The sequence below is a fragment of the Paenibacillus luteus genome (assembly GCF_006542765.1).
Lineage (GTDB): Bacteria > Bacillota > Bacilli > Paenibacillales > Paenibacillaceae > Pristimantibacillus > Pristimantibacillus luteus.
In genome coordinates this window covers 117,477-138,886 of sequence record NZ_SKCD01000077.1, presented here as the reverse complement: position 1 = coordinate 138,886, position 21,410 = coordinate 117,477, and the positions used below count along the sequence as shown (strand labels likewise).

Annotated in this window: 19 protein-coding genes and 1 other annotated feature; of the genes, 17 read left to right on the top strand and 2 right to left on the bottom strand. The window is 50.0% G+C overall.

The annotated features are described in order from the left end of the window. The first annotated feature begins 39 nt into the window (after positions 1-39). From E0496_RS32640 to leuS, 3 genes are all read left to right on the top strand, one after another. Complete coding sequence (locus E0496_RS32640) at positions 40-1,281, top strand: CynX/NimT family MFS transporter (protein ID WP_141506230.1); 1,242 nt, start codon at positions 40-42, stop codon at positions 1,279-1,281. A gap of 133 nt (positions 1,282-1,414) precedes the next feature. Further along, a complete protein-coding gene (locus E0496_RS32635; protein ID WP_141506107.1) occupies positions 1,415-1,816 on the top strand; it encodes a hypothetical protein in 402 nt (133 codons plus the stop codon). A gap of 64 nt (positions 1,817-1,880) precedes the next feature. Then, positions 1,881-2,126 (top strand) — a binding site (T-box leader). 81 nt (positions 2,127-2,207) lie between these two features. After that, positions 2,208-4,646 carry a leucine--tRNA ligase gene (gene leuS, locus E0496_RS32630; protein WP_141506106.1) on the top strand — a complete coding sequence of 813 codons (2,439 nt, stop codon included), beginning with the start codon at positions 2,208-2,210 and terminating at the stop codon, positions 4,644-4,646. Between the two features lie 46 nt (positions 4,647-4,692). On the opposite strand, the gene comER is transcribed toward leuS, so the two are convergent. Then, on the bottom strand, positions 4,693-5,532 hold the full coding sequence (gene comER, locus E0496_RS32625) for a late competence protein ComER (RefSeq protein ID WP_141506105.1): 840 nt from the start codon (positions 5,530-5,532) through the stop codon (positions 4,693-4,695). A 178-nt stretch (positions 5,533-5,710) separates the two neighbouring features. Between comER and E0496_RS32620 the strand changes: the two genes are divergently transcribed. The 8 genes from E0496_RS32620 to holA all read left to right on the top strand — a co-directional run bounded on the left by E0496_RS32620 (position 5,711) and on the right by holA (position 14,466). Continuing rightward, a complete protein-coding gene (locus tag E0496_RS32620) occupies positions 5,711-6,289 on the top strand; it encodes a ComEA family DNA-binding protein (protein ID WP_141506104.1) in 579 nt (192 codons plus the stop codon). 90 nt (positions 6,290-6,379) lie between these two features. Then, a complete protein-coding gene (locus tag E0496_RS32615) occupies positions 6,380-7,675 on the top strand; it encodes a homocysteine synthase (protein WP_141506103.1) in 1,296 nt (431 codons plus the stop codon). A 59-nt stretch (positions 7,676-7,734) separates the two neighbouring features. Then, entirely contained in the window at positions 7,735-8,265 is a 531-nt protein-coding gene (locus E0496_RS32610; RefSeq protein ID WP_139994296.1) for a deoxycytidylate deaminase, read from the top strand. A 181-nt stretch (positions 8,266-8,446) separates the two neighbouring features. Next, on the top strand, positions 8,447-11,044 hold the full coding sequence (locus E0496_RS32605; protein WP_141506102.1) for a DNA internalization-related competence protein ComEC/Rec2: 2,598 nt from the start codon (positions 8,447-8,449) through the stop codon (positions 11,042-11,044). Positions 11,045-11,472: 428 nt separating this feature from the next. Next, positions 11,473-12,021, top strand: a complete 549-nt coding sequence (locus E0496_RS32600; protein ID WP_053376850.1) for an RNA polymerase sigma factor — start codon at positions 11,473-11,475, stop codon at positions 12,019-12,021. Continuing rightward, positions 12,018-13,016, top strand: coding sequence for a zf-HC2 domain-containing protein (locus E0496_RS32595; RefSeq protein WP_141506101.1), 999 nt, complete (start codon positions 12,018-12,020; stop codon positions 13,014-13,016). The genes E0496_RS32600 and E0496_RS32595 overlap by 4 nt, the downstream gene beginning before the upstream one ends. Continuing rightward, the gene (locus tag E0496_RS35780; RefSeq protein ID WP_161601655.1) at positions 13,016-13,177 is read left to right on the top strand and encodes a hypothetical protein; all 162 of its coding nucleotides are present in this window, start codon (positions 13,016-13,018) and stop codon (positions 13,175-13,177) included. The genes E0496_RS32595 and E0496_RS35780 overlap by 1 nt, the downstream gene beginning before the upstream one ends. A gap of 254 nt (positions 13,178-13,431) precedes the next feature. Beyond that, positions 13,432-14,466: a DNA polymerase III subunit delta gene (gene holA / locus E0496_RS32590; RefSeq protein WP_141506100.1), complete on the top strand. Its 1,035-nt coding sequence runs from the start codon at positions 13,432-13,434 to the stop codon at positions 14,464-14,466. A 194-nt stretch (positions 14,467-14,660) separates the two neighbouring features. Here holA and rpsT read toward each other — a convergent pair whose 3' ends face one another. Further along, positions 14,661-14,933, bottom strand: a complete 273-nt coding sequence (rpsT, locus tag E0496_RS32585; protein ID WP_141506099.1) for a 30S ribosomal protein S20 — start codon at positions 14,931-14,933, stop codon at positions 14,661-14,663. Between the two features lie 280 nt (positions 14,934-15,213). On the opposite strand from rpsT, the gene gpr reads away from it, so the two are divergent. The 6 genes from gpr (at position 15,214) to hemW (ending at position 21,345) form a co-directional block, all read left to right on the top strand. After that, entirely contained in the window at positions 15,214-16,155 is a 942-nt protein-coding gene (gene gpr / locus E0496_RS32580) for a GPR endopeptidase (RefSeq protein WP_241675077.1), read from the top strand. Between the two features lie 15 nt (positions 16,156-16,170). Then, the gene (locus E0496_RS36775) at positions 16,171-16,551 is read left to right on the top strand and encodes a hypothetical protein (RefSeq protein WP_241675071.1); all 381 of its coding nucleotides are present in this window, start codon (positions 16,171-16,173) and stop codon (positions 16,549-16,551) included. After that, positions 16,517-17,650: a stage II sporulation protein P gene (gene spoIIP, locus E0496_RS32575; protein ID WP_241675070.1), complete on the top strand. Its 1,134-nt coding sequence runs from the start codon at positions 16,517-16,519 to the stop codon at positions 17,648-17,650. The genes E0496_RS36775 and spoIIP overlap by 35 nt, the downstream gene beginning before the upstream one ends. Before the next feature lie 41 nt (positions 17,651-17,691). Continuing rightward, positions 17,692-18,132: a hypothetical protein gene (locus tag E0496_RS32570; protein ID WP_141506096.1), complete on the top strand. Its 441-nt coding sequence runs from the start codon at positions 17,692-17,694 to the stop codon at positions 18,130-18,132. A gap of 80 nt (positions 18,133-18,212) precedes the next feature. Then, positions 18,213-20,030: a translation elongation factor 4 gene (lepA, locus tag E0496_RS32565; RefSeq protein ID WP_141506095.1), complete on the top strand. Its 1,818-nt coding sequence runs from the start codon at positions 18,213-18,215 to the stop codon at positions 20,028-20,030. 145 nt (positions 20,031-20,175) lie between these two features. Then, positions 20,176-21,345 carry a radical SAM family heme chaperone HemW gene (gene hemW, locus E0496_RS32560; protein ID WP_141506094.1) on the top strand — a complete coding sequence of 390 codons (1,170 nt, stop codon included), beginning with the start codon at positions 20,176-20,178 and terminating at the stop codon, positions 21,343-21,345. Positions 21,346-21,410: the final 65 nt, after the last annotated feature.

Below are 21,410 nucleotides of genomic sequence, written 5' to 3'. Positions count from 1 at the left end.
AGAGTGAACAGCATAAGAAAGAAGGATTACATTGTGAAAATGAACCATGCAAACCAAGCATCAGCCGCCGTTTCAAGACCGCTTGTGATGACGAGCTCTTGGCTGCTCCTGCTTGGCATCTTGCTTATCGCCGCAAATTTGCGCGCATCGATTACCGCTGTCGGACCCATTGTGTCCAATATTCAGCAAACATTTGGCTTATCCAGCACATGGACGGGTATGCTGACCACTTTGCCGCTACTGGCATTTGCGCTGATTTCCCCGCTTGCGCCACGAATGGCTCGTCGGATCAGCATGGAAAATACGCTGTTTGGCGCCATGATCGTTTTGACCGGAGCGATAATAATACGTTCATTGCCTTCCATAGCGGCATTATTCGTAGGCACAGCTTTGCTAGGGATGGCGATCGCGATTGCCAACGTGCTGCTGCCTAGCCTGATCAAACGGGATTTTGCGTCCAGAGTCGGGCTAATGACCGGCTTATATTCCGTCGTCATGAATCTTGGAGCCGCGCTCGCTTCAGGCTTTAGCATCCCCATTTCAGAGCAACTTGGATTCGGCTGGCAGGGGATGCTCGCCTGCTGGGCGCTCCTTGCTCTTATTTCCAGTGCGGCATGGATCCCGCAAATACGCAAAATGAAAAGAATTAACCAAACAAGCGCGCAGAACGGGTCTAAACGAAAGAGTCTGTTCGGTTCAAACTTAGCTTGGCAAGTGTCGCTATTTATGGGGCTTCAATCCTTTTGCTTCTATGTCAACGTTTCATGGCTCCCTGAAATTTTGCATGATCGCGGCATGAGCCATTCCGATGCGGGCTGGATGCTGTCGCTTCTTCAATTCGTCAGTTTGCCGGCAACGTTCCTGATTCCTGTCATAGCGGGACGTAAGGCAAGCCAGAAAGGGCTGTCTCTTCTCACGGCTCTACTCATGCTAGTCGGATATATTGGGCTGTATAACGGGCATGCGGCGTTGATTCCAGTATGCATGATTTTGCTCGGCATAGCCGGCGGATCAGGCTTTAGCCTTGCTGTTATGTTTTTTGTGCTTAGGACCGGAAGCGCTGAACAATCGGCACAGCTGTCCGGGATGGCACAGGCCATTGGTTATCTGCTTGCGGCAGCAGGTCCGCTGCTGTTTGGTTTCATTCATGACGTTACGGGCAATTGGAATCTTTCATTAGTCATGCTGATGCTGGTGGTCGTGGGATTCGCATTGACTGGTTTGGGAGCGGGAGCAAACAGGACTCTCTCTGTTTCGGGAGCAGTCAACGGAAATAAATGATAAGTTCAAGCGCAACATTATTTGGAAAACATTCGTATAAAAGGATGAGCCAACCATTCCGCTTCTTGCGGCGGTTAAGGCATCTATCATTTCGACCTTGGCATGCTGTCGTTATAAGGAGGGGGACTTGAGTTTGAAAAGATGGTTAATCGCTGCGCTAAGTGTCGCTTCAATCGTTGTAGGAATTTTGTATGCAGGGCAAATTGGCTTTAGTTATAGCTTTCTCGGGGCGGAATCTGGCTCGGAAAGATATGCAGTGAGGTTCTGGAGCCAAATCTCTATGGGCCTTGGCTTTATCATGCTGGTGACGCTGCTGCTTCGAAATAAAATGAATGCAAAAGCGAATGACGCTATTCTCATATTTGTTCTATGCTTGTTGTTTATCATTCAGCTTCCGCCGATTTCATTATGGCTGCTAGGCATGATTGTCGGCAGCAATGCCGCAATTGGCGGATTTGCTGTTCATGGCTTGCTGATTGCAATTCTTGTCAGGATCATCACGTTCGGCCGCAGTAACAAGTCGTCGGCTGTATAAGAGGGCGTTTCTCTTGACACCGAACGGATCGGTCTTTATAATCGAAACTAACCATTTTTATGCATATGGAGCGTTGAAGAGGAACAGTAATTTCGTTTGTAAGGCATAGAGAGCCGGCGTTTAAGGGTGCAAGCCGGACCTGCTGCGAAATGAAGCTCGCCTTGGAGCTGCGTAAGGTTACGTATCGATGTTGCATCGATCGTGATATGCGCCGTTTGGCCTGCGATAAAGGCGACAAGTGAGCGATAGGCAAAGCATGCCTGCCGCTAACTAGGGTGGTACCACGGGAGAAAAACCTCTCGTCCCTAGCGATAACCGCTAGGGGCGGGAGGTTTTATGTTTTTTTGTACGGCTAAGCCTATAGCATCTATTTCTAGGAGGAAATCTACACATGAGTCAAGAACAGCAATTTCACGGCTATAATCCGCTTGTTGTCGAGCCGAAGTGGCAGCAATTCTGGGATAACAACAAAACGTTTCAAACGAAGGAAGAAGCGGGCAAACCGAAGTTTTACGCACTCGACATGTTTCCGTACCCATCAGGAGCAGGTTTGCATGTAGGGCATCCGGAGGGCTATACCGCGACGGATATCGTTTCCCGTTACAAAAGAATGAAGGGCTACAATGTGCTTCATCCCATGGGCTGGGATGCCTTTGGCTTGCCTGCTGAGCAGCATGCTTTGGATACGGGACAGCATCCGCGCGACATTACGTTCAAGAACATCGATAATTTCCGCAGACAAATCAAGTCACTCGGTTTTTCTTATGATTGGGATCGTGAGATCAGCACCACAGATCCTGAATATTACAAATGGACACAATGGATTTTTATCCAGCTTTACAATAGAGGGCTTGCTTACGTAGCTGAAGTATCCGTGAACTGGTGCGAGGCACTCGGCACCGTTCTGGCAAATGAAGAAGTCATTAACGGGCTGAGCGAGCGTGGCAGCCACCCGGTTGTCCGCAAGCCGATGCGTCAATGGATTTTGAAAATTACCGAATATGCAGACCGCTTGCTGGATGATCTTGAGGAGCTGGACTGGTCCGAGAGCATCAAGGATATGCAGCGCAACTGGATCGGTAAGTCGAAAGGCGCAGAGGTTACCTTCGAAATCGATGGTCACGATTCTTCGTTGGTCGTATTCACGACTCGTCCGGATACGCTATTTGGCGCGACTTACTGCGTACTGGCTCCTGAGCATGAGCTTGTTGCCCAAATCGTCACGGAAGAACAGAAAGCAGCAATTGTTGCCTATCAGGAAGCCGCGGCACGCAAGAGCGATTTGGAACGTACAGATTTGGCTAAAGACAAATCGGGCGTATTCACTGGCGCGTATGCGGTTAATCCAGTTAACGGCGCAAAAACACCGATCTGGATTGCCGATTACGTCCTAGCCGGTTACGGAACAGGCGCAATTATGGCCGTACCGGGCCATGATTCCCGCGACTGGGAGTTCGCTAAGCAGTTCGACCTTCCTATCGTAGAGGTTGTGCAAGGCGGAGATATCACGAAGGAAGCTTATTCAGGAGATGGCAAGCACGTTAATTCCGATTTCCTTGATGGCTTAACGAATGAAGAAGCTATTGCGAAGATGATCGAGCATTTGGATGCATCGGGCAAAGGCAAAGGCAAAATCACTTACCGTTTGCGCGATTGGCTGTTCAGCCGCCAGCGTTACTGGGGTGAGCCGATCCCAATCCTTCATTTGGAGGATGGTACGATGAAGACGGTGCCTGAGGATCAATTGCCGCTGTTGCTGCCGGATGTGGATGCAATTACGCCATCGGGAACAGGCGAGTCTCCGCTTGCCGTCGTTACGGATTGGGTCAATACCATCGATCCTGAGACGGGCATGAAAGCTCGTCGCGAGACAAATACGATGCCGCAATGGGCAGGAAGCTGCTGGTATTACTTGCGCTTCATCGATCCGAAGAATAATGAGCAGCTATGCTCGCCAGAGAAGCAAAAGGAATGGCTGCCCGTCGACTTGTATATCGGCGGCGCTGAGCATGCTGTGCTGCATTTGCTGTATGCCCGTTTCTGGCATAAGGTACTATACGATATCGGCGTTGTCGATACGAAGGAGCCGTTCCACAAGCTTGTGAATCAGGGTATGATTCTTGGCAACAATAATGAGAAAATGTCCAAATCACGCGGCAACGTCATTAACCCGGATGATATCGTCAATGAGTTCGGGGCGGACACGCTTCGGATGTACGAGATGTTTATGGGTCCTTTGGAAGCAACGAAGCCATGGAACACGAACGGAGTGGAAGGAACTTATCGTTTCCTTAGCCGCGTATGGCGGTTGTTCATCAATGAGGATGGCACTCTGAGCGCCAAAATCGGAACAGGGGATACAAGCGATGCTTTCAAGCGTGCATGGCACCGTTCCATCAAGAAGATTACCGAGGATTACGAGGGGCTGCGCTTCAACACGGTGATAAGCCAATTGATGATTTTCGTGAATGAAGCCTACAAAACAGAAGTGCTTCCGCAAGCAGCAATGGAGCAGTTTGTTCAATTGCTCTCGCCAATCGCGCCGCATATCGCGGAAGAGCTGTGGGAGAAGCTGGGCCGTACGGACTCACTTACGTATGCTGCATTCCCGACTTATGAGGAGTCCTGGACTGTGGACCAAGAAGTCGAGATCGTTGTTCAAGTGAACGGCAAAATCGCGGACCGCGTGTCCATAGCAGCGGATATGGATGTCGCTGAAATGGAAAATCTGGCGAAAGAGCTAGAGAAAGTACAAGAGCTCATTGCAGGCAAAACGATCCGCAAGGTTATTGCTGTTAAAGGCAAGCTTGTTAATATTGTAGCCAATTAAATAAAAGGCACACCGAAGAGGTGAGCGGGCATTAGCTGAAGAACAGCTATTGACCGTTCACCTTTTCGCCTATAAAAGCAGTGGAAACTTTAACGAGGTCCTCATTGAATTTGGCGTGGGTCGTCCGGATGAGCTGATTAAATACACCATCCGTCTCTCGTCTAAGCAAATTCAACGCTTTAGCCGTAATACCGCCTGGCACAGCCACCCTTGCCTGCACGTCGGCTGGAGTCAAACCGCCTTCTGTAAGCAGCAAGCCGGTTCCGAGCAGCATGGAGCTTGCTACGCGCTCAGCCTCTTCGCGCCCAATGCCGGTTTCCTCCACGGCCGCCTCAATGAATTGCTCGAGCAGGAAGGAAATGAAAGCAGGACCACAGCTCGATAGGTCCGATACGATTCGGGTGTAGCTTTCATCTATGCGGAGCGGCTCGCTGATATGGGAGAGTAAATCCTCCAGAAGCTCCTTATCTTCCGCATGCATCCTTTCTCCGTATATGCACAGGGAAGCTCCGCTCCATACATAGTTGGTTATGCTTGGAATGACTTTGGCTATTTTGCAATCGAGCTCACCCTCTAAATGGGAGATGAGTACGGGGCTGGTTATGGAGATGACGATTTGGTGAGGCCGAATAACAGACTTCAAATCATCGACAACTTTCTTGAATTCCAGCGGTTTCACGCACAAAAACAGAATATCGCAGCCGCTAGCCGCTCCGGCATTCGTATATTCGGCTCTCATGCCGGAATAACGGTCGGCTAATGCTTGCGCTTTGGCAAAGGTGCGGTTGCTTACGGCAATTTGTGCAGGCGATAAGGCGCCCGATGCAATCAAAGCTTCAATGAGCAGGCTTCCCATTGTGCCCGTCCCGATAAATCCGACATTCATGCTGAACCCTCCTATAGGTTTGGCGCGCGTAGGGCTTGAGAGGATGGAAGGACTGAAGGTCTACGCGTGCAAATCCCGAATCAACCTATCCTTATTCGTTTGCTCTCTTACCTTATTCCGTAGGACTTGTTTGATATGTCACTAATTACCAAATTATTTGTCGAGAGGAAGTGACCTGATGAAAACAGCAAGGATTGGACGTTTGAACAAACGTTTTGTGGTTGCCTGTATTTTTGTCGCGACTGCTCTTTTCCTTATGGCAGGAGCCTTAATGGAGCCTAAACAAAAGGAGACTGGCCAGTGGGTTCCTTTAAATGAAGCGGTTGGCGATGCGATTGCAAAAATGGAGCAGCCGATTGAACCGTCCGTTTCGCAAGAGCCAGCGAATGAGGGTTCCCTTACAACCCCTAGCAAAAATGATGAGAGAGACAATGATCCCCTTACAGTTAATCAAACGGAGGAGAAAGCTGTTGATACCGAACAGCATGCACCATCCGAGGATGGGGTAAACGAAGGGCGAAGTGCAGTAACGGCGGGGAGAGAGGAGGCTGCGGCAGATGGCAAGCTGGACATTAATCGCGCGACAGTGAGCGAGCTCGATGAGCTGAAAGGAATCGGTCCTGCAAAAGCACAGGCCATAATTGATGATCGGAATAATAATGGGAAATTCGCCTCGGTTGAAGATTTGCAGCGGGTAAAGGGAATTGGCGAAAAACTGCTGCAAGGGATCAAAGATAGCATTGTAGCTCGTCCATAATTGTGAGAGAATGGAAAGGAGCGCGGCCTTTTGGTTCCGCTTACCTAATTCATTGCTATCATAATAACTTCATTTGAAGGAGTCGAGGAAATGTCAGAACAACGCAAGCTTTCTCTTGATACGCTATCCGTCCACGGAGGCCAGCAAATCGATCCGACAACGTTGTCGCGCGCGGTACCTATCTACCAAACGACATCGTACGGATTCAAAGATACAGATCATGCAGCAAATTTATTTTCTTTGCAGGAGTTCGGCAATATTTATTCCAGAATCATGAATCCAACCTCGGATGTATTTGAGAAGCGGGTTGCTGAACTGGAAGGCGCTCCAGCTGCATTAGCGGTTGCTTCCGGTCAATCCGCCATTACATATTCCATCCTGAACATTGCAGGCGCTGGCGATGAGATTGTATCTGCAACCAGCCTGTATGGCGGCACGTACAACCTTTTCTCGATTACGCTCGCCAAGCTGGGCATTACCGTGCGTTTTGTTGATCCGTCGAACCCGGAAAATTTCCGCGCTGCAATCAACGAGCGTACGAAAGCGGTTTATGCCGAAACCATCGGCAATCCAAAAGGCGACGTTATCGATATCGCAGCTGTTGCTGCAATCGCTCATGAGAACGGTATCCCGTTTATCGTAGACAATACATTTCCAAGCCCATATTTGTGCCGGCCAATCGAGCACGGCGCTGATATCGTTGTTCACTCGGCGACAAAGTTTATTGGCGGGCACGGAACGTCAATTGGCGGCATTATTGTAGACGGAGGAAAATTTGATTGGAAAGCAAGCGGCAAGTTTCCCGGCTTGACTGAGCCTGATCCAAGCTACAACGGCGTTGTTTATACAGATGCTGTGGGTCCTGTTGCTTATATCATTAAAGCGCGCGTGCAATTGCTTCGCGACATGGGAGCGGCAATATCGCCATTTAACTCCTTCCTTCTACTGCAAGGACTAGAGACGCTTCATCTTCGGATGGAACGCCACAGCTCCAATGCACAAAAGGTAGCTGAATTTTTGCAAGGGCATGAATCGGTTGAGTGGGTAAGCTATCCAGGGCTGTCCAGCCATCCGTCCTATGAGCTTGCGCAAAAATATTTGCCGAAGGGCAAAGGCGCAATTATGACTTTTGGCATTAAAGGCGGCGTGGAAGCCGGCAAGAAAGTAATCAATGCGGTTCAACTGTTCTCGCATTTGGCGAATGTTGGCGATTCGAAGTCATTGATTATCCATCCAGCAAGCACGACACATCTTCAGCTCTCTGCAGAGCAGCAAGAGGGTGCTGGCGTATCTCCAGGCATGATCCGTTTGTCAATCGGTACGGAAGGCATCGACGATATTCTTGCTGATCTTGAACAAGCTATCGCCGCTAGCCAACAAAACTAAACCATTCATTGATTTGCAGCCAGATTAACAGATGCAGCATGAGAAAGGAAGTTGGAGTTATGAACACCCAAACGCAGGATGCCCTCCGCAAGGATTGGGATACGTATTTTATGGATATCGCTTATATGGTGTCGACGCGCTCACGCTGTCCGCGCAGACATGTGGGGGCAGTGCTTGTTCAAGGCAAGAAACTGCTCGGAACAGCTTATAACGGCGCTCCGATGGGCGTGCAGGACTGTCTTGAGGCAGGCTGCATGATTGCGGAGGAGGTCGAAATGAAGCTGGTTGACGGCAAGGAGCAGCCCTTTAAGAAGCAGCGCTGTATTCGGACGATTCATGCGGAGCAGAATTTACTGCTGTTCACGGATCGTACTGACCGCGAGGGCTCGACCGTTTACGTCACCGACCAGCCCTGCTGGACATGCGCGAATATGCTCGCCAATAGTGGTGTCATTGAAATCGTCTACCATCGCAGCTACCCGAAGGATAGTGACAAGGTCACAAATCTGATGAAGCAAAAGGGCATCATCTTTCGCGGCTTGGATCATTTCGAACCACCTGCTCAGGCACATATGGATGTAACATCTTAGTCACGCTGAAATAGAATAGGGAATTAGCATAAAGGAATAGAGGAGGAACCTCTGCTTGCGTCTTCGGATGCGACAGAGGTTCCTTTTTTTGTGCGGTACTTGCTGGGATAACGAGAGGAGAATGATGAGATAGAGATGAATCGACGACTGTTTACTGGGGTAACGAGAGGAGAACGATGAGATGGGGATGAATCGACGACCGTTGATCTGGTTCGCGATCTGTTGGACCTTTGGAAGCGCCGCGGCTGCGGGTCTGGACAGCCGCGGCGTTTTGCTTGCGGCGATGGCTGCTGCGCTGCTGGCGGTGGCCGCTGTGCTCGGCAAGCAGGCGACGTGGCAGCTCGCCGCAGCATGCGCTTTGGCAGTGGCGCTTGCCGCCGGGGAGCGGATGTGGGCGGATGCACGCAACGTTACGGCGCTGCCGGCGCTGCTGGCCGCCGCAGAGGCGGATGGGCCGCGAGCCGCCTATGCAGCGGAAGCGTTTGGCACGATCGTGTCGGCGGTGGAAATCGACGGCGATCGGGCAATGTTTCGCGTGGCGGCGGATCGCGTCCACGTCGTGGGAGAAGACGCCGCGCGGGAGGTGCGCGAGCGCTTTCTGGTGCATGTCCGGCTGAATGTGCAGCCGGAGCAGGAGATCGCCGCGGCGTGGCAGCGCGGCGACCGCGTGCGCTTGACCGGCGAGCTGACGCGGCCGGTCAGTGCCTCCAATAGCGGCGGATTCGATTACCGCCGCTACCTGAGCAGCCAGAGAATCCACTGGCTGCTTAAAGTGCAGGGCACCGCCGCCGTCGAAGCGGCGACGGGCCCCAGGTGGACCGCGGCCGCGCTGCTCGGCCGCGTAGACGCCGCGCGCGATTATCTCGGCGCGCGGTTCGATGTGCTGTATCCCGAGTCGCAATCGGGATACATGAAGGGATTGGTCCTCGGCATCCGCGAGGACCTCGACCCCGAGCAGTTCCAGCAGTTTTCACGGCTGGGACTGACGCATATACTGGCGATATCAGGGCTTCATGTCGCCGTATTTCTATACGTGCTGGGCGGCACGCTGCGCCTCGCTCGAATGAGCCGCGAGCGGATATTGCTCATTCTTATCCTCTCGGTCCCTCTTTACGTCCTGCTCTCCGGAGCTTCTCCCTCCGTGGTCCGTGCTGGCCTGATGTCTGTCCTTGGCCTGCTTGCCGCCCGGATGGGGAAACTCAAGGATGGTTTGCATCTGCTCGCTGCGGCCGCGGTACTGATGCTGGTTTGTGATCCGTTTTTTATCGAAAATGTCAGCTTTCAGCTCTCCTTCATTGTGACGATCGGATTAATTGTCGGCGTGCAGCCGGTGCGCCGGGCCATGCCGAAGTGGAAGAAGGGCAAAGCGCTGCTTGATTTGGCTGCAGTTACGCTCTTAGCCCAAATCGTCTCGTTTCCGGTATCTATTTATTACTTCAACCAGTTTCACGCCTTGTCCGTCGTAGCTAATTTTGTGCTTGTTCCATTTATCAGCTTTATCGTTATGCCGCTTGGCGCCATAGCGCTCTTGCTTGCCATTCCTTGGGAGGCTGGCGGCAAGCTTCTTGCTTACGTATCGCATTATGCGAATGACTGGACCTTTTGGCTCGTGGAGCGGCTCTCGCAGATCGATGCCCTTCGCACCATATGGGCAACGCCGCCATTATGGTGGGTGGGTGCTTGGCTGTTCATGCTCGGCATCCTTTTTCGTGCAATAAGCGCGAGGACAGGCCAGAGGGGGACGGACTCTGGCGGCACGAGCATGGGAGAAACGGAAACGGCCCCGCTTGCCTCTGTTCCCGTATTTCAAATCGAACAAGAGTCTAATAAAAAATGGAATATCCGCCTATATTCCGCCATATTCCTGTTATTGCTTATGCTTGGCTACGCCTATAAGCCGGATATAATGAACCGCGATGCGGTTGTCAGCTTCATTGACGTCGGGCAAGGGGATGCCGTTCATATCCGCACGCCGAGCGGGAAGCACATTTTAATAGATGGAGGAGGCACATTATCCTTCCGTAAACCTGGGGAAGAATGGAAGGAACGAAGCAGTCCCTTTGAAGTTGGCCAGAAGGTGCTGGTGCCGCTGCTGCTTAAACGAGGCGTGAGGAGCATAGATATTCTCGTTATTTCGCATTTGGATAGCGATCACATTCGAGGGCTTAAGGCTGTTCTCGAGACGATTCCGGTGCGCAGCATTTGGTGGAATGGGACGGTGAAAGAAGCGGAGGATGCTCTGGATCTATTGAAACAAGCAATCACGCTGCATATTCCGATGTATCAGGTGAGCGCAGGAATGAGTTATCAGCTGGACCGAGAAGCCAAGCTGCGCGTCCTGTGGCCGATGGATCAGAATAGGGAGAATTCGGTCACTTGGCAAAAGGAGCAAAATGAAAGCAGTGTCGTGTTAGCAGTGCAGCTCTATCAATCTTCCTTCCTTTTTACAGGCGATATCAACGCGGAAACCGAACGCTCGATCATTCGGAATGAGCGGCGTAAGCCAGCAGACGGCTTGGATGCAAAAGAAGTATCCGTTATGAAAATTGCCCACCATGGCAGCCGATTTTCAACAAGCAGCGAATGGCTCTCCTATTGGAAGCCTTTAGGAAGCGTAGCTTCCGTAGGCGCAACCAACAGCTACGGACATCCGCATCCTGACGTTTTGGGCAGGGTTGCACAAGCGGGAGCCCAGTTGTGGCGAACGGACCGTGACGGCGAAGTGCAATTTACGGTGAAGGGCAGAAGCTTATATACTTATAGCAAGGGTAGCTCCTAATAGGGATTCCGGTTTAACTTCGTCGTTTTCTATACTATAATATAGTTTAATTTGTAACTGTAAGTTAGACAGCGAAAACGACTAGCATACGTCTGCTCGCCTACCATTCAAGCTCAAGTAATATGGCTTTATGGTCAATGAAGCGCCATGCTACGATTCTTCCAAATAGTATTCAAGCACTATCTATATACGAGGTACTAGAAATTTGGTATCCTTTGATGTGGAGTTTATTTCATAATGGCAGCATTGTTGAAGAGAGCAAGTCCATATAGCTTTGCTATATGGCAAACGAACTGTATTAACTCCCACTAGGGGAAAAAGCCTCATTAGCAAATGTTACTAATAAAAATAAAGTAAATTTTCTAGTTTATCTGCAACTTTTAGCGCAACCACTTCGTCAGAATGGTTGCAAGAGAGGGGGATCCTTCGTGGTGGAGCCGGAGCTCATTAGAGCCGCTCAGTCGGGAGATCGCGACGCTTTAATTACTCTATTGCGAGAGATTGAAACGCATGTTTATCGGACAGCCTATTATATATTGAACAACGAACAGGATGCCCTTGATGCTGCGCAGGAAGCGCTCATTCGCATCTACACAAAAATAGGCTCGTACGAAGAAAAAGCGCAGTTTAAGACATGGATTCAACGTATTGTAACGAATATTTGCATTGACAAGTTTCGGAGAAATAAACCGACCGTCTCCATAGATGAGCACGACATGGTATTCCACGAGAAACAGAATGTGGAGGACGAAGTAATGTCTGCTTATGCTGTGAAAGACATTCAAGCCGCGATCGACAAGCTCCCTGAGCATCATCGTGCGGTTGTCGTCCTTCGGTATTTACAGGATTTCTCTTACAACGAAATTGCAGATTCGCTTGATTTGCCGCTCAACACGGTGAAATCTTATTTGTTCAGAGCTAGGCAACAGCTGCAGACGTTACTCCATGATTATCAGAAAGGTGGTGTCCGGGGATGAATTGTCAAGAGGTGATGGAACTAATGCAAAGACAGCTAGACGACGATCTCGACGAAAGCGAGAAAGAAGTCTTGACGAATCATACTAGACAGTGTCCGGACTGTGCAGCTATGTTCGAGCGGTTACAGCTGTTATCCGCCGAGCTTACCAGTTTGCCCAAAGTTATGCCGAGCTATAGCCTGGTTGATGCGATTATGCCAGAGCTCGAGAGAATGGAGCTATACGGAAAATCCGCTGCGCCCGCCGAACCGATTGCAAGCATCGATACGTCGCATGCCGTACCGCGCAGGGCGAAGCGCCAACGCCGCTGGCCGTCGATTCGGATCATGAGCGGAGTCATTGCAGCGGGAATCGTAGCAGGGCTGTTTCTTGTCACGTACCAGCCGGGATCGCTGCCCGATATTGGCTCGTTAGCCAAATCCTCGTCCAATGATTCGAGCAGTAACGCAGCTGAGACGGCTAATCAGGCACCGGAGGGAATGTCATTCTCGATAAGCGAGTCGAGAATCGGGGCTGCCAATCCCGAGGTGAGCACCGAAGGGTTCAATAAGGAAGATGTTTCTCTGAACAATCAGTTCGATAGCGATGCTTCCGATGGGAACACAGACGCAGGCACAGGCTCGATGCCATCCTCGCCAGAGCAAGGGCAATCTGATGGCAAAAACATCGCCGGAGGCAGCGACTTTGGCGTTGCTCAAGAGGAAAAAAGCCTCGTGCCGGAACAGAATGATCTTGGCATCACGGCTGATCTCTTTTCCTTCCCGTCTCCTGATGGCAAATACAATGCCAAGGTTGAAGCTTTCACGATCAAGCTGTATGCTTTGAACGACAATTCGCTAGTGTATACGACACCGCGCAAGAACGGCCAGCTTGTTAATCTTAGCTGGGCGGAGGATAGCTCCGAACTAGCCTACGAGGTTCATGTGGAGCAAGGAGCTATTGAGAAGTATGTCATTGATACGGCTAGCCTAACGGAACAGAAGGCAGCCCATTAATGAAAGGTATCCGCACACATTCATCCGCTGCTGCGTATAGTATGAGCAACGAGAGTGTCTGCGACGAAGCCTTAACGTCGTATGACCATCCGCAGGGCGGCACCATGGGCCTGCCTGCGAATGTTTATATAGATGTTCGGCAAAGGGATGAAGCCCCATAAAGGCTCATCCCTTTATTTCAGCTATGAGGTTTTATACGTTTCACACGTTAAAGCAGTCTTATAATTCTTGAAGAAACGGATGCCGTCCTCTGCCAGAGGACGGCTAAGCCGTTTCTTCTTGATGTATAGGAAAGTATAGGAGTTTGCTCTTACTTTCTCTATACGTTTCGGAGAAACGATGGCGTCTACAGAAAGGACGCCATCAGGCGTTTCTTCTTACGTATAATTATACTTACAGCTAGTGGGGTGCAGCAATGGATGCGAAGGAAGCGTTGAAGGAAATAAAGGGCGGCCGCTTTCGCCCAATCTATGTTTTGTATGGCAAGGATCGCTATCGCCTGCAGCAGTTTATCAATGCCTTGACAGACGCGATGTTTACGGCTGATGAGCGCGAGCTTGGCATCGTGAAGTTCGATACCGCGGAAACCTCGATCGACGAGGCCGTTCTTGAAGCGGAGACGTCGCCTTTTTTCGTGGAGCGCAAGCTAATTCTCATAAGGGACGCCGTCGTGATGTGTGCTGGCGGGAAAGAAGGCGGCAAGCTGGAGCATCGTCCGGAGAAGCTGATTCAATATATGGAATACCCTTCAGAGACATCCATTATCGTCATTTCTGTGAATGCGGAGAAGCTGGATGAGCGGAGGAAGTTAGTGAAGACGCTGAAGGAGCGGAATTCACTCGTGCCTTTTCCAGAGCTGGATGCGTCGCAGCTTAAGCAGTGGATGATTAAGCGAGCAGCGGAGCAAAACAGAACCCTGTCTTCCGATGCCGCAGATCTGCTTCTTACCCGCGCCGGAGCCAATATGCAGCAGCTCTCACAAGAGGTGGACAAGCTTTGCCTTCATGCGGGAGCGGGTGGAACCATCGACGTGGAAATAGCTTCGCTAATGACAGCAGCTACGGTAGAGGAGGATGTATTCGCGCTTGTGGATGCGATTGCAGAGCTTCGAATAGACAAAGCTATTCGTCTATACAGAGAACTGCTTGTGCGACGTGAGGAGCCGATTAAGATCGCGGCGCTCATTGCGAGGCAGCTGAGGATCATGCTGCAAATTAAAGAGCTGGAGCAGCATCAGTACTCGCCCCAGCAGATGGCGGGCCAATTAGGTTTGCATCCCTATGCGGTGAAGCTTGCTTCGGAGAAAAGCCGCAAGTTCCAAGTTCCGAAGCTAGGGAGATTGCTGGCTTCGCTTGCAGAGCTTGATTATCAGATGAAGACGGGAACGATCGACAAGACGCTCGGCTTGGAATTGTATTTGCTTTCACTTGGCATGGAGAAGGGCGCTTAGCTCGATCTCCATCGCCTGTCTACATTTCTCGGAATGAAACACGCTGCGCCGTCAAAGGACGGCGACAGCCGTTTCATCTTGTTTGCGCACAAAAAAAGCTTCGCTGCCCGATTAGGGGCGGCGAAGCTTTTTTTGTAAGCTAAACGGTTGCAGCCATCTAATGACGACGATAACCGTTTAAGCTTGTACGCTGCTTAGGCTTGAGCCGAAAGGGCATTCAAACGTTTTGCAAGACGTGATTTTTTGCGGGAAGCCGCATTTTTATGAATCAGGCCTTTAGTTGCTGCTTTGTCCAACTTTTTCGTTGCAGCGATAAGAGCTGCTTTAGCAGCATCAAGATCAGTGCCAGCGATAGCTTGGTCAGCAGTTTTAACGGCCGAACGAAGTGCGGATTTTTGGGAAGCATTCAAAGCACGACGCTTTTCACTTGTTTTAACGCGTTTAATCGCGGATTTAATGTTTGGCATGGAATTCACCTCCTAAACTATTTACAACGGTTTATATACATAATAAACCTAGACAACACAACTTAAAATATATTATCATGCCAATCCCCAAAAAGCAATAGCAGGAAGCACCTTGTTCAATTCCAAGATGAACCCATCTGTGTCTGGCAAGGAGTATGAAAATAAGCCATCTGCAAACAATAACGGTAGTACAGGCTTGAAGGGAGAATGAGCAGTGGAGAAGGAACTTGATTTGCAGCAATATAACGTCCGTACCGATTTGGCGCTTGAAGCGAAGGAAATGGCTGAATCTCCTCGCGGAGGCCCGATTCCAGGCATTCAATCAGAGATAACCGAAGACGATGGCATTACGATCACGCAGCTGCATGTACAGAACGAGCAGGGCTCACAAGCGATCGGAAAAATGCAGGGACATTACGTAACGATCGAAGTGCCGGGGCTGCGTAACGGGGATACAGGGCTGCAGGATCGTGTTGCGACGCAGTTCGCGAAGCATTTTGAGGCCTTTCTCGAACGGCTCTCGATTAACAAAACGGCAAGAGTGCTTATCGTTGGGCTTGGCAACTGGAACGTAACCCCGGATGCCCTTGGTCCAATTGTCGTTGAAAATGTCATGGTGACGCGTCATTACTTTGAGCTTATGCCGGATCAGGTTGCGCCTGGCTATCGGCAGGTAAGCGCAGTAGCGCCAGGGGTCCTTGGGATTACCGGTATTGAATCCAGCGAAATTGTTCAAGGTATTGTAGAGAAAACAAAGCCAGAGCTCGTCATTGCGATTGACGCGCTAGCCTCCAAAGCATTGGAGCGGGTAAATACGACGATTCAAATCGCCGATACGGGCATCCATCCAGGGTCGGGGATCGGCAATAAGCGCAAAGGGCTGACCAAGGAAATATTAGGCGTTCCTGTCATTGCCATCGGCGTGCCGACGGTCGTTTACGCTTCGACCATTGTGAACAACACGCTGGAGATGATGAGCAATCATTTTAAACAGCAAAGCGCGAACTCGGATCATATTTTAGGCTTGGTCAACCAGATGGAGGAGAATGAGCGCCTTCAGCTTGTCAAGGAAGTGCTCAGTCCGATTGGACATGATCTGCTCGTTACGCCAAAGGAAATTGACGAATTTATTGAGGATATTGCCAACATTATTGCGAGCGGCCTAAATGCTTCGCTGCATGATGCCGTTGATTCAAGTAATGTAGCGGCCTATACACACTGAGTGTTTGCTTAAAAAATGATTCTTGCAGCCGCTTCGCTAGGAAGCGGCTTTGCTGCGTTTGCAGGCAAGCATGGCTTTGTCTACCATCACAACGGTGAATCGTGGATAACAAATCTACTGATTGCTGCCCAGTGGTCAATCTATTGGTTCTATGAACTCTATGACTATCATAGTTTAGTAGTAACTAAAAGCCACTGGCGCAAAGAAGCGGGAGGTCGTACAGCTTATGAAACGAAGAGTCATGCTGCTCGATATCGGAAGAGAGAGCAAACGTATGAGGAAATTTCTGGTGACGGGGCGAACATTCGCGCTGCTCTCTTTTTGTTCCATGATATTTTTTGTATTGCTGGGTGTGGCGGGAATGGCACATCAGCAGACGACAGCCTCTCCGGTTAATTCAATGAAAGGATTCGCTGCCGCAGTATCCAGCGGGTTTTTTGGGGATATGCTAGAGATGGAGATGCCAGCGTTTCAAAGCAGTCAGACGGAGGAGCCTTTCACAGCCAAGCAAATCAGTTCGCTGCTGATGCGTGCGCTGACCGATATTAATCCAGGCGATCCTAAGAGCTTGCTTGCCGGTGAATTGCCAGGCATGAGCGTAAATGATGCCTTTCTAATACGCAAGGGAGTTGGCACGGATACAGCTGTAGGACCCGAGGATAACGCACCAATCACTTATGATCCGATAGGCGGTCTGCATGAAGGAGCTGGAACCGATATTTCCGGTAATCATGGAAATGAACCTGATCAGCCACCGGCAGCTACGGATGAACCGGATGACACCGGCAGTACAGGAGGCGAGGACGGTGGCATAGGGGAGCCCTTGAAACCGACGACAGGAGGCTTAAAGGCTGTCTTTATCTATCACTCTCATAATCGCGAATCCTGGTATCCTGAGCTTGCGGATCAATCGAAGGATCCAAATTCTAAAACGAAAAACATCACGCTTGTAGGTAAGCGGCTTGCCCAGAAGCTAGAAGAGAACGGCGTAGGAGCACAGCATTCCAATACGGATTATCCGACGGCAATCCCCAAATACAGGTGGGAATTATCTTATAAATACTCCATGAAAACGGTGAAGGAAGCGATCGCCAGCAGCAAGGATTTAAAATTTTTCTTTGATCTTCATCGCGATTCGCAAAAACGAAAGTATACAACGATCGATATTGACGGCAAAAGCTACGCTCAGGTTTATTTCATCATCGGCCACAAGAACCCGAATTGGGAGAAAAACGAAGCCTTTGCTACAAAAATTCATGAAGCGCTTGAAAAAAAATACCCTGGCATTTCGCGCGGCATCTGGGGTAAGACAGCCGCATCGGGAAATGCGGAATATAATCAGTCACTTGCCTCGGACAGTGTACTAATCGAGGTAGGTGGCGTAGACAATACACTGGAGGAATCCTACAGGACTGCCGATGCTTTGGCAGAAGTCATCTCAAGCATTTACTGGGCAGACGAAAAGGTGTCAGCGGACAAAGGCAAAGCGAGCTAAGAGACCATCATATTTTGGGGATAGAAAGGAACGAAGGATATATGAAACGAAACGCGTTAAAGTGGACGGTTCTAGGCGGAGCGATGGCTGTTATCATCATGTATGGCATTGATATGTCGACCTCCGGCATTGAACGGATTTATGGTCCCATGGATGGCAGCAGCGAATATACGGAAAATATTTTGCCAGAGGAAACCACAGACCCAGTAGATGAGCGAATGAGCGAGCAGCAGCAGAAAATAGCAAAGCTCGAGCAGGAGCTGGCGGAGCTTAAGAGACTAACGCTTGCTGGGGAGGAAGCTTATCCTTTAGAGACGGACAATGAGCTGCCTCTCGTCAATGACCGGCTGCCGGGCGTTCCTATTGAAAACAAACAGCCGGCTGTGAACAAGATTGCGGATTCAACGTCCGGTCTGCTCCAAAATATGTCAAGCGAGGGCATACGAATGGTGGTTTCCATCTTTGATGGTTTAACGAAGTGATAATGAACATTGCTGGTCTTCCCCTTAACTGATATAATAGGAGGAATGAATAGCATTATTGGAAATTGTGGGGGTTAGGCATGACTGACGTACGTGACCGACAAAAGAGAATTAGGAATTTTTCCATTATCGCGCATATAGACCACGGTAAATCTACGCTTGCTGACCGGATACTGGAATTTACCGGCGCCTTGTCCTCTCGAGAGATGCAGGAGCAAGTTCTTGACCAAATGGATTTGGAGCGTGAACGCGGCATTACCATTAAGCTGCAAGCCGTTCGTTTAGCGTACACGGCAGATGACGGGATTGAATATATCCTCAACCTGATCGATACGCCAGGGCACGTCGACTTTACATACGAGGTATCACGCAGTTTGGCGGCTTGTGAAGGCGCCTTGCTCGTCGTAGATGCCGCGCAAGGGATTGAAGCCCAGACGCTTGCTAATGTCTATTTGGCACTGGATAACAACCTAGAAATCGTACCTGTCATCAATAAAATCGATTTGCCAAGCGCTGAGCCTGAACGGGTGAAGCAGGAAATCGAGGATGTGATTGGACTCGATGCCTCCGATGCGGTGCTTGCTTCCGCAAAAGCCGGAATCGGCATCAAAGAAATACTGGAGCAAGTAGTTTCCAAGATGCCTGCGCCTGAAGGCGATCCTGATCAGCCGCTTAAGGCGCTTATTTTTGATTCGCATTACGATCCTTACAAAGGCGTTATCGTATATGTTCGGGTTATGGACGGAAGCATCAAGGCGGGCTCGAAAATTCGTTTTATGGCAACCGGAGCTGAATTTGAGGTCATCGAGGTAGGCGCCTTCATGCCGCGCATGTCGATCGTGAAGGAGCTTGCGGTTGGCGATGTTGGTTTCGTCGTTGCGGGTATTAAGAACGTAAAGGATACACGCGTCGGCGATACCGTTACAGAAGCGAAGCGCCCTGCGCCAGAGCGCTTGCCAGGTTATCGCCAGATCAATCCGATGGTGTTCTGCGGACTATATCCAATCGAGACACAGGACTACAACGATTTGCGGGATGCGCTTGAGAAGCTGGAGCTTAACGATGCTTCGCTTCGATACGAGCCAGAATCGTCTACAGCGCTTGGCTTTGGCTACCGCTGCGGATTCCTTGGCCTGCTGCACATGGAAATCATTCAAGAACGGATTGAACGTGAGTTCAACATTCCACTCATTACAACTGCGCCAAGCGTAGTCTACAAAATTACGCTAACTAACGGCGATACGATGGAGATTGACAATCCATCCAACTATCCGGAAGCTGGCAAGCTTGATTTTGTAGAGGAGCCATTTGTTAAAGCCGCTATTATTGTACCTAATGATTATGTAGGCGCGATAATGGAGCTTTGTCAGAATAAACGCGGTGAATTCGTCAATATGGAATACTTGGATACGAATCGTGTTACGCTTACTTATCATTTGCCGCTTTCTGAAATCGTTTATGATTTCTTCGATCAGTTGAAATCAAGCACGAAGGGTTATGCTTCATTTGACTACGAGATTAGCGGCTACCGCAAATCCAATTTGGTCAAAATGGACATTATGCTGAACAATGAACAAGTTGATGCCTTGTCTGTGATCGTTCACCGTGACCGTGCTTACCAGCGCGGCAAGGTCATTTGCGAGAAGCTGAAAGAGCTGATACCTCGTCAAATGTTCGAGGTGCCGATTCAGGCGTCCATTGGCAACAAGGTTATCTCGCGCGAGACAGTTAAAGCGATGCGCAAGAACGTTCTTGCCAAGTGCTACGGCGGTGACATCAGCCGGAAGCGGAAGCTGCTTGAGAAGCAGAAGGAAGGCAAGAAACGGATGAAGCAAGTAGGAAGTGTAGAGGTGCCGCAGGAAGCGTTCATGGCGGTGCTCAAAATCGGCGAGGATTAAAACGTACGAGGATGAGGGAGGGCGCAGCTCTCCCTCTTTTCTATTCCATTTTCTTTTTTATAACGACTTATATTTCAATGCGGAACGAAAGCTGCAGCGTGATTGCGCCGCTCTTGCGTTTGCGCTTGAAGGAGAATGCTAAACGATGACTATAACGCAATCACCGCGTGCTTTATATATACACATCCCTTTCTGCACGAATAAATGCCACTATTGCGATTTCACCTCCTACGTATTGAAAGGCCAACCGGTCGATCAATACTTGGATGCCTTGGAGCAGGAGATGGCGAGGACGGTCCAGCAATGGCCGCCTGTGGAGATTGATACTGTATTTGTTGGCGGGGGCACCCCAACGGTGCTTACACCTGTGCAAATGGAGAGATTCTTGAAATCGGTCCGCACCTATTTCCCTTTGGCTCCGAATGTGGAGTTTACGATGGAAGCAAATCCGGGTACAACGGATATTGATAAGTTGTCCGCGATGAAGGCAGGCGGCGTGAACCGAATCAGCTTCGGGGTCCAGTCCTTTGATAATGGCCTTCTTGAGCGGATTGGCAGAATACACAGCGTAGATGATGTTTACCGCAGCATCGAAAATGCACGCGCGGTTGGTTTTACAAATCTGTCGATTGACCTTATGTTCGGCCTCCCAGGCCAGACGGTTGAGCTGCTCGCTGACAGTGTAAACCGCGCTATGGAGCTCGGGCTGCCCCATTATTCGATCTACAGTTTGAAAGTAGAAGAAAATACATTGTTCCATAAGCTGTATGAGCGCAATGAGCTGCCATTGCCTCCGGAGGAAGAGGAGTTTAATATGTTCATCCTGCTGATGGATATGTTAAAGGGTAGCGGCTATGCACATTACGAAATCAGTAATTTTGCAAAACCGGGCTATGAGAGCCGGCATAACTCCACCTATTGGAGGAATGAGCCTTATTATGGCCTTGGAGCGGGTGCCCATGGCTACTTGAACCGCATGCGCCATGTCAACTTAAAAGGGATTACTCCATATATTGATGCATCTGCCCAGAAGCTCCCTCGTTTGGAGACGCTTGAGGTGCCAGAGGATGAGGCGATGGAGGATTTGATGATGGTCGGACTGCGTCTTCTCGAAGGCGTGCCTGCGTCCCGGTTCTCCAAGCAGTTTCCAGGCCATACACTGGAGAGGAAGTTTGGTGCTGTCATCGATAAGCTGCTGAACGATGGCTTACTGGAAGCCGAACAAACAGTGGATGATACGATCTACCGGTTGACGGATAAAGGCGTGCTTTTGGGTAATGAAGTTTTTGGTGCTTTTATCGGATATACCGGATAAAATCCCCTTGAGAAAAAATGCATTGTGTTGTATATTTATTCATATTGATTTTGAACTTGCACCGG

Coding starts and splice junctions, on each gene's coding strand:
- E0496_RS32640 (WP_141506230.1), top strand. CDS start 40: ATGAACCATGCAAACCAAGCATCAGCCGCCGTTTCAAGACCGCTTGTG.
- leuS (WP_141506106.1), top strand. CDS start 2,208: ATGAGTCAAGAACAGCAATTTCACGGCTATAATCCGCTTGTTGTCGAG.
- comER (WP_141506105.1), bottom strand. CDS start 5,532: ATGAATGTCGGATTTATCGGGACGGGCACAATGGGAAGCCTGCTCATT.
- E0496_RS32620 (WP_141506104.1), top strand. CDS start 5,711: ATGAAAACAGCAAGGATTGGACGTTTGAACAAACGTTTTGTGGTTGCC.
- E0496_RS32615 (WP_141506103.1), top strand. CDS start 6,380: ATGTCAGAACAACGCAAGCTTTCTCTTGATACGCTATCCGTCCACGGA.
- E0496_RS32610 (WP_139994296.1), top strand. CDS start 7,735: ATGAACACCCAAACGCAGGATGCCCTCCGCAAGGATTGGGATACGTAT.
- E0496_RS32605 (WP_141506102.1), top strand. CDS start 8,447: ATGGGGATGAATCGACGACCGTTGATCTGGTTCGCGATCTGTTGGACC.
- E0496_RS32595 (WP_141506101.1), top strand. CDS start 12,018: ATGAATTGTCAAGAGGTGATGGAACTAATGCAAAGACAGCTAGACGAC.
- E0496_RS35780 (WP_161601655.1), top strand. CDS start 13,016: ATGAAAGGTATCCGCACACATTCATCCGCTGCTGCGTATAGTATGAGC.
- holA (WP_141506100.1), top strand. CDS start 13,432: ATGGATGCGAAGGAAGCGTTGAAGGAAATAAAGGGCGGCCGCTTTCGC.
- rpsT (WP_141506099.1), bottom strand. CDS start 14,933: ATGCCAAACATTAAATCCGCGATTAAACGCGTTAAAACAAGTGAAAAG.
- gpr (WP_241675077.1), top strand. CDS start 15,214: ATGGCTGAATCTCCTCGCGGAGGCCCGATTCCAGGCATTCAATCAGAG.
- E0496_RS36775 (WP_241675071.1), top strand. CDS start 16,171: ATGATTCTTGCAGCCGCTTCGCTAGGAAGCGGCTTTGCTGCGTTTGCA.
- spoIIP (WP_241675070.1), top strand. CDS start 16,517: ATGGCACATCAGCAGACGACAGCCTCTCCGGTTAATTCAATGAAAGGA.
- E0496_RS32570 (WP_141506096.1), top strand. CDS start 17,692: ATGAAACGAAACGCGTTAAAGTGGACGGTTCTAGGCGGAGCGATGGCT.
- lepA (WP_141506095.1), top strand. CDS start 18,213: ATGACTGACGTACGTGACCGACAAAAGAGAATTAGGAATTTTTCCATT.
- hemW (WP_141506094.1), top strand. CDS start 20,176: ATGACTATAACGCAATCACCGCGTGCTTTATATATACACATCCCTTTC.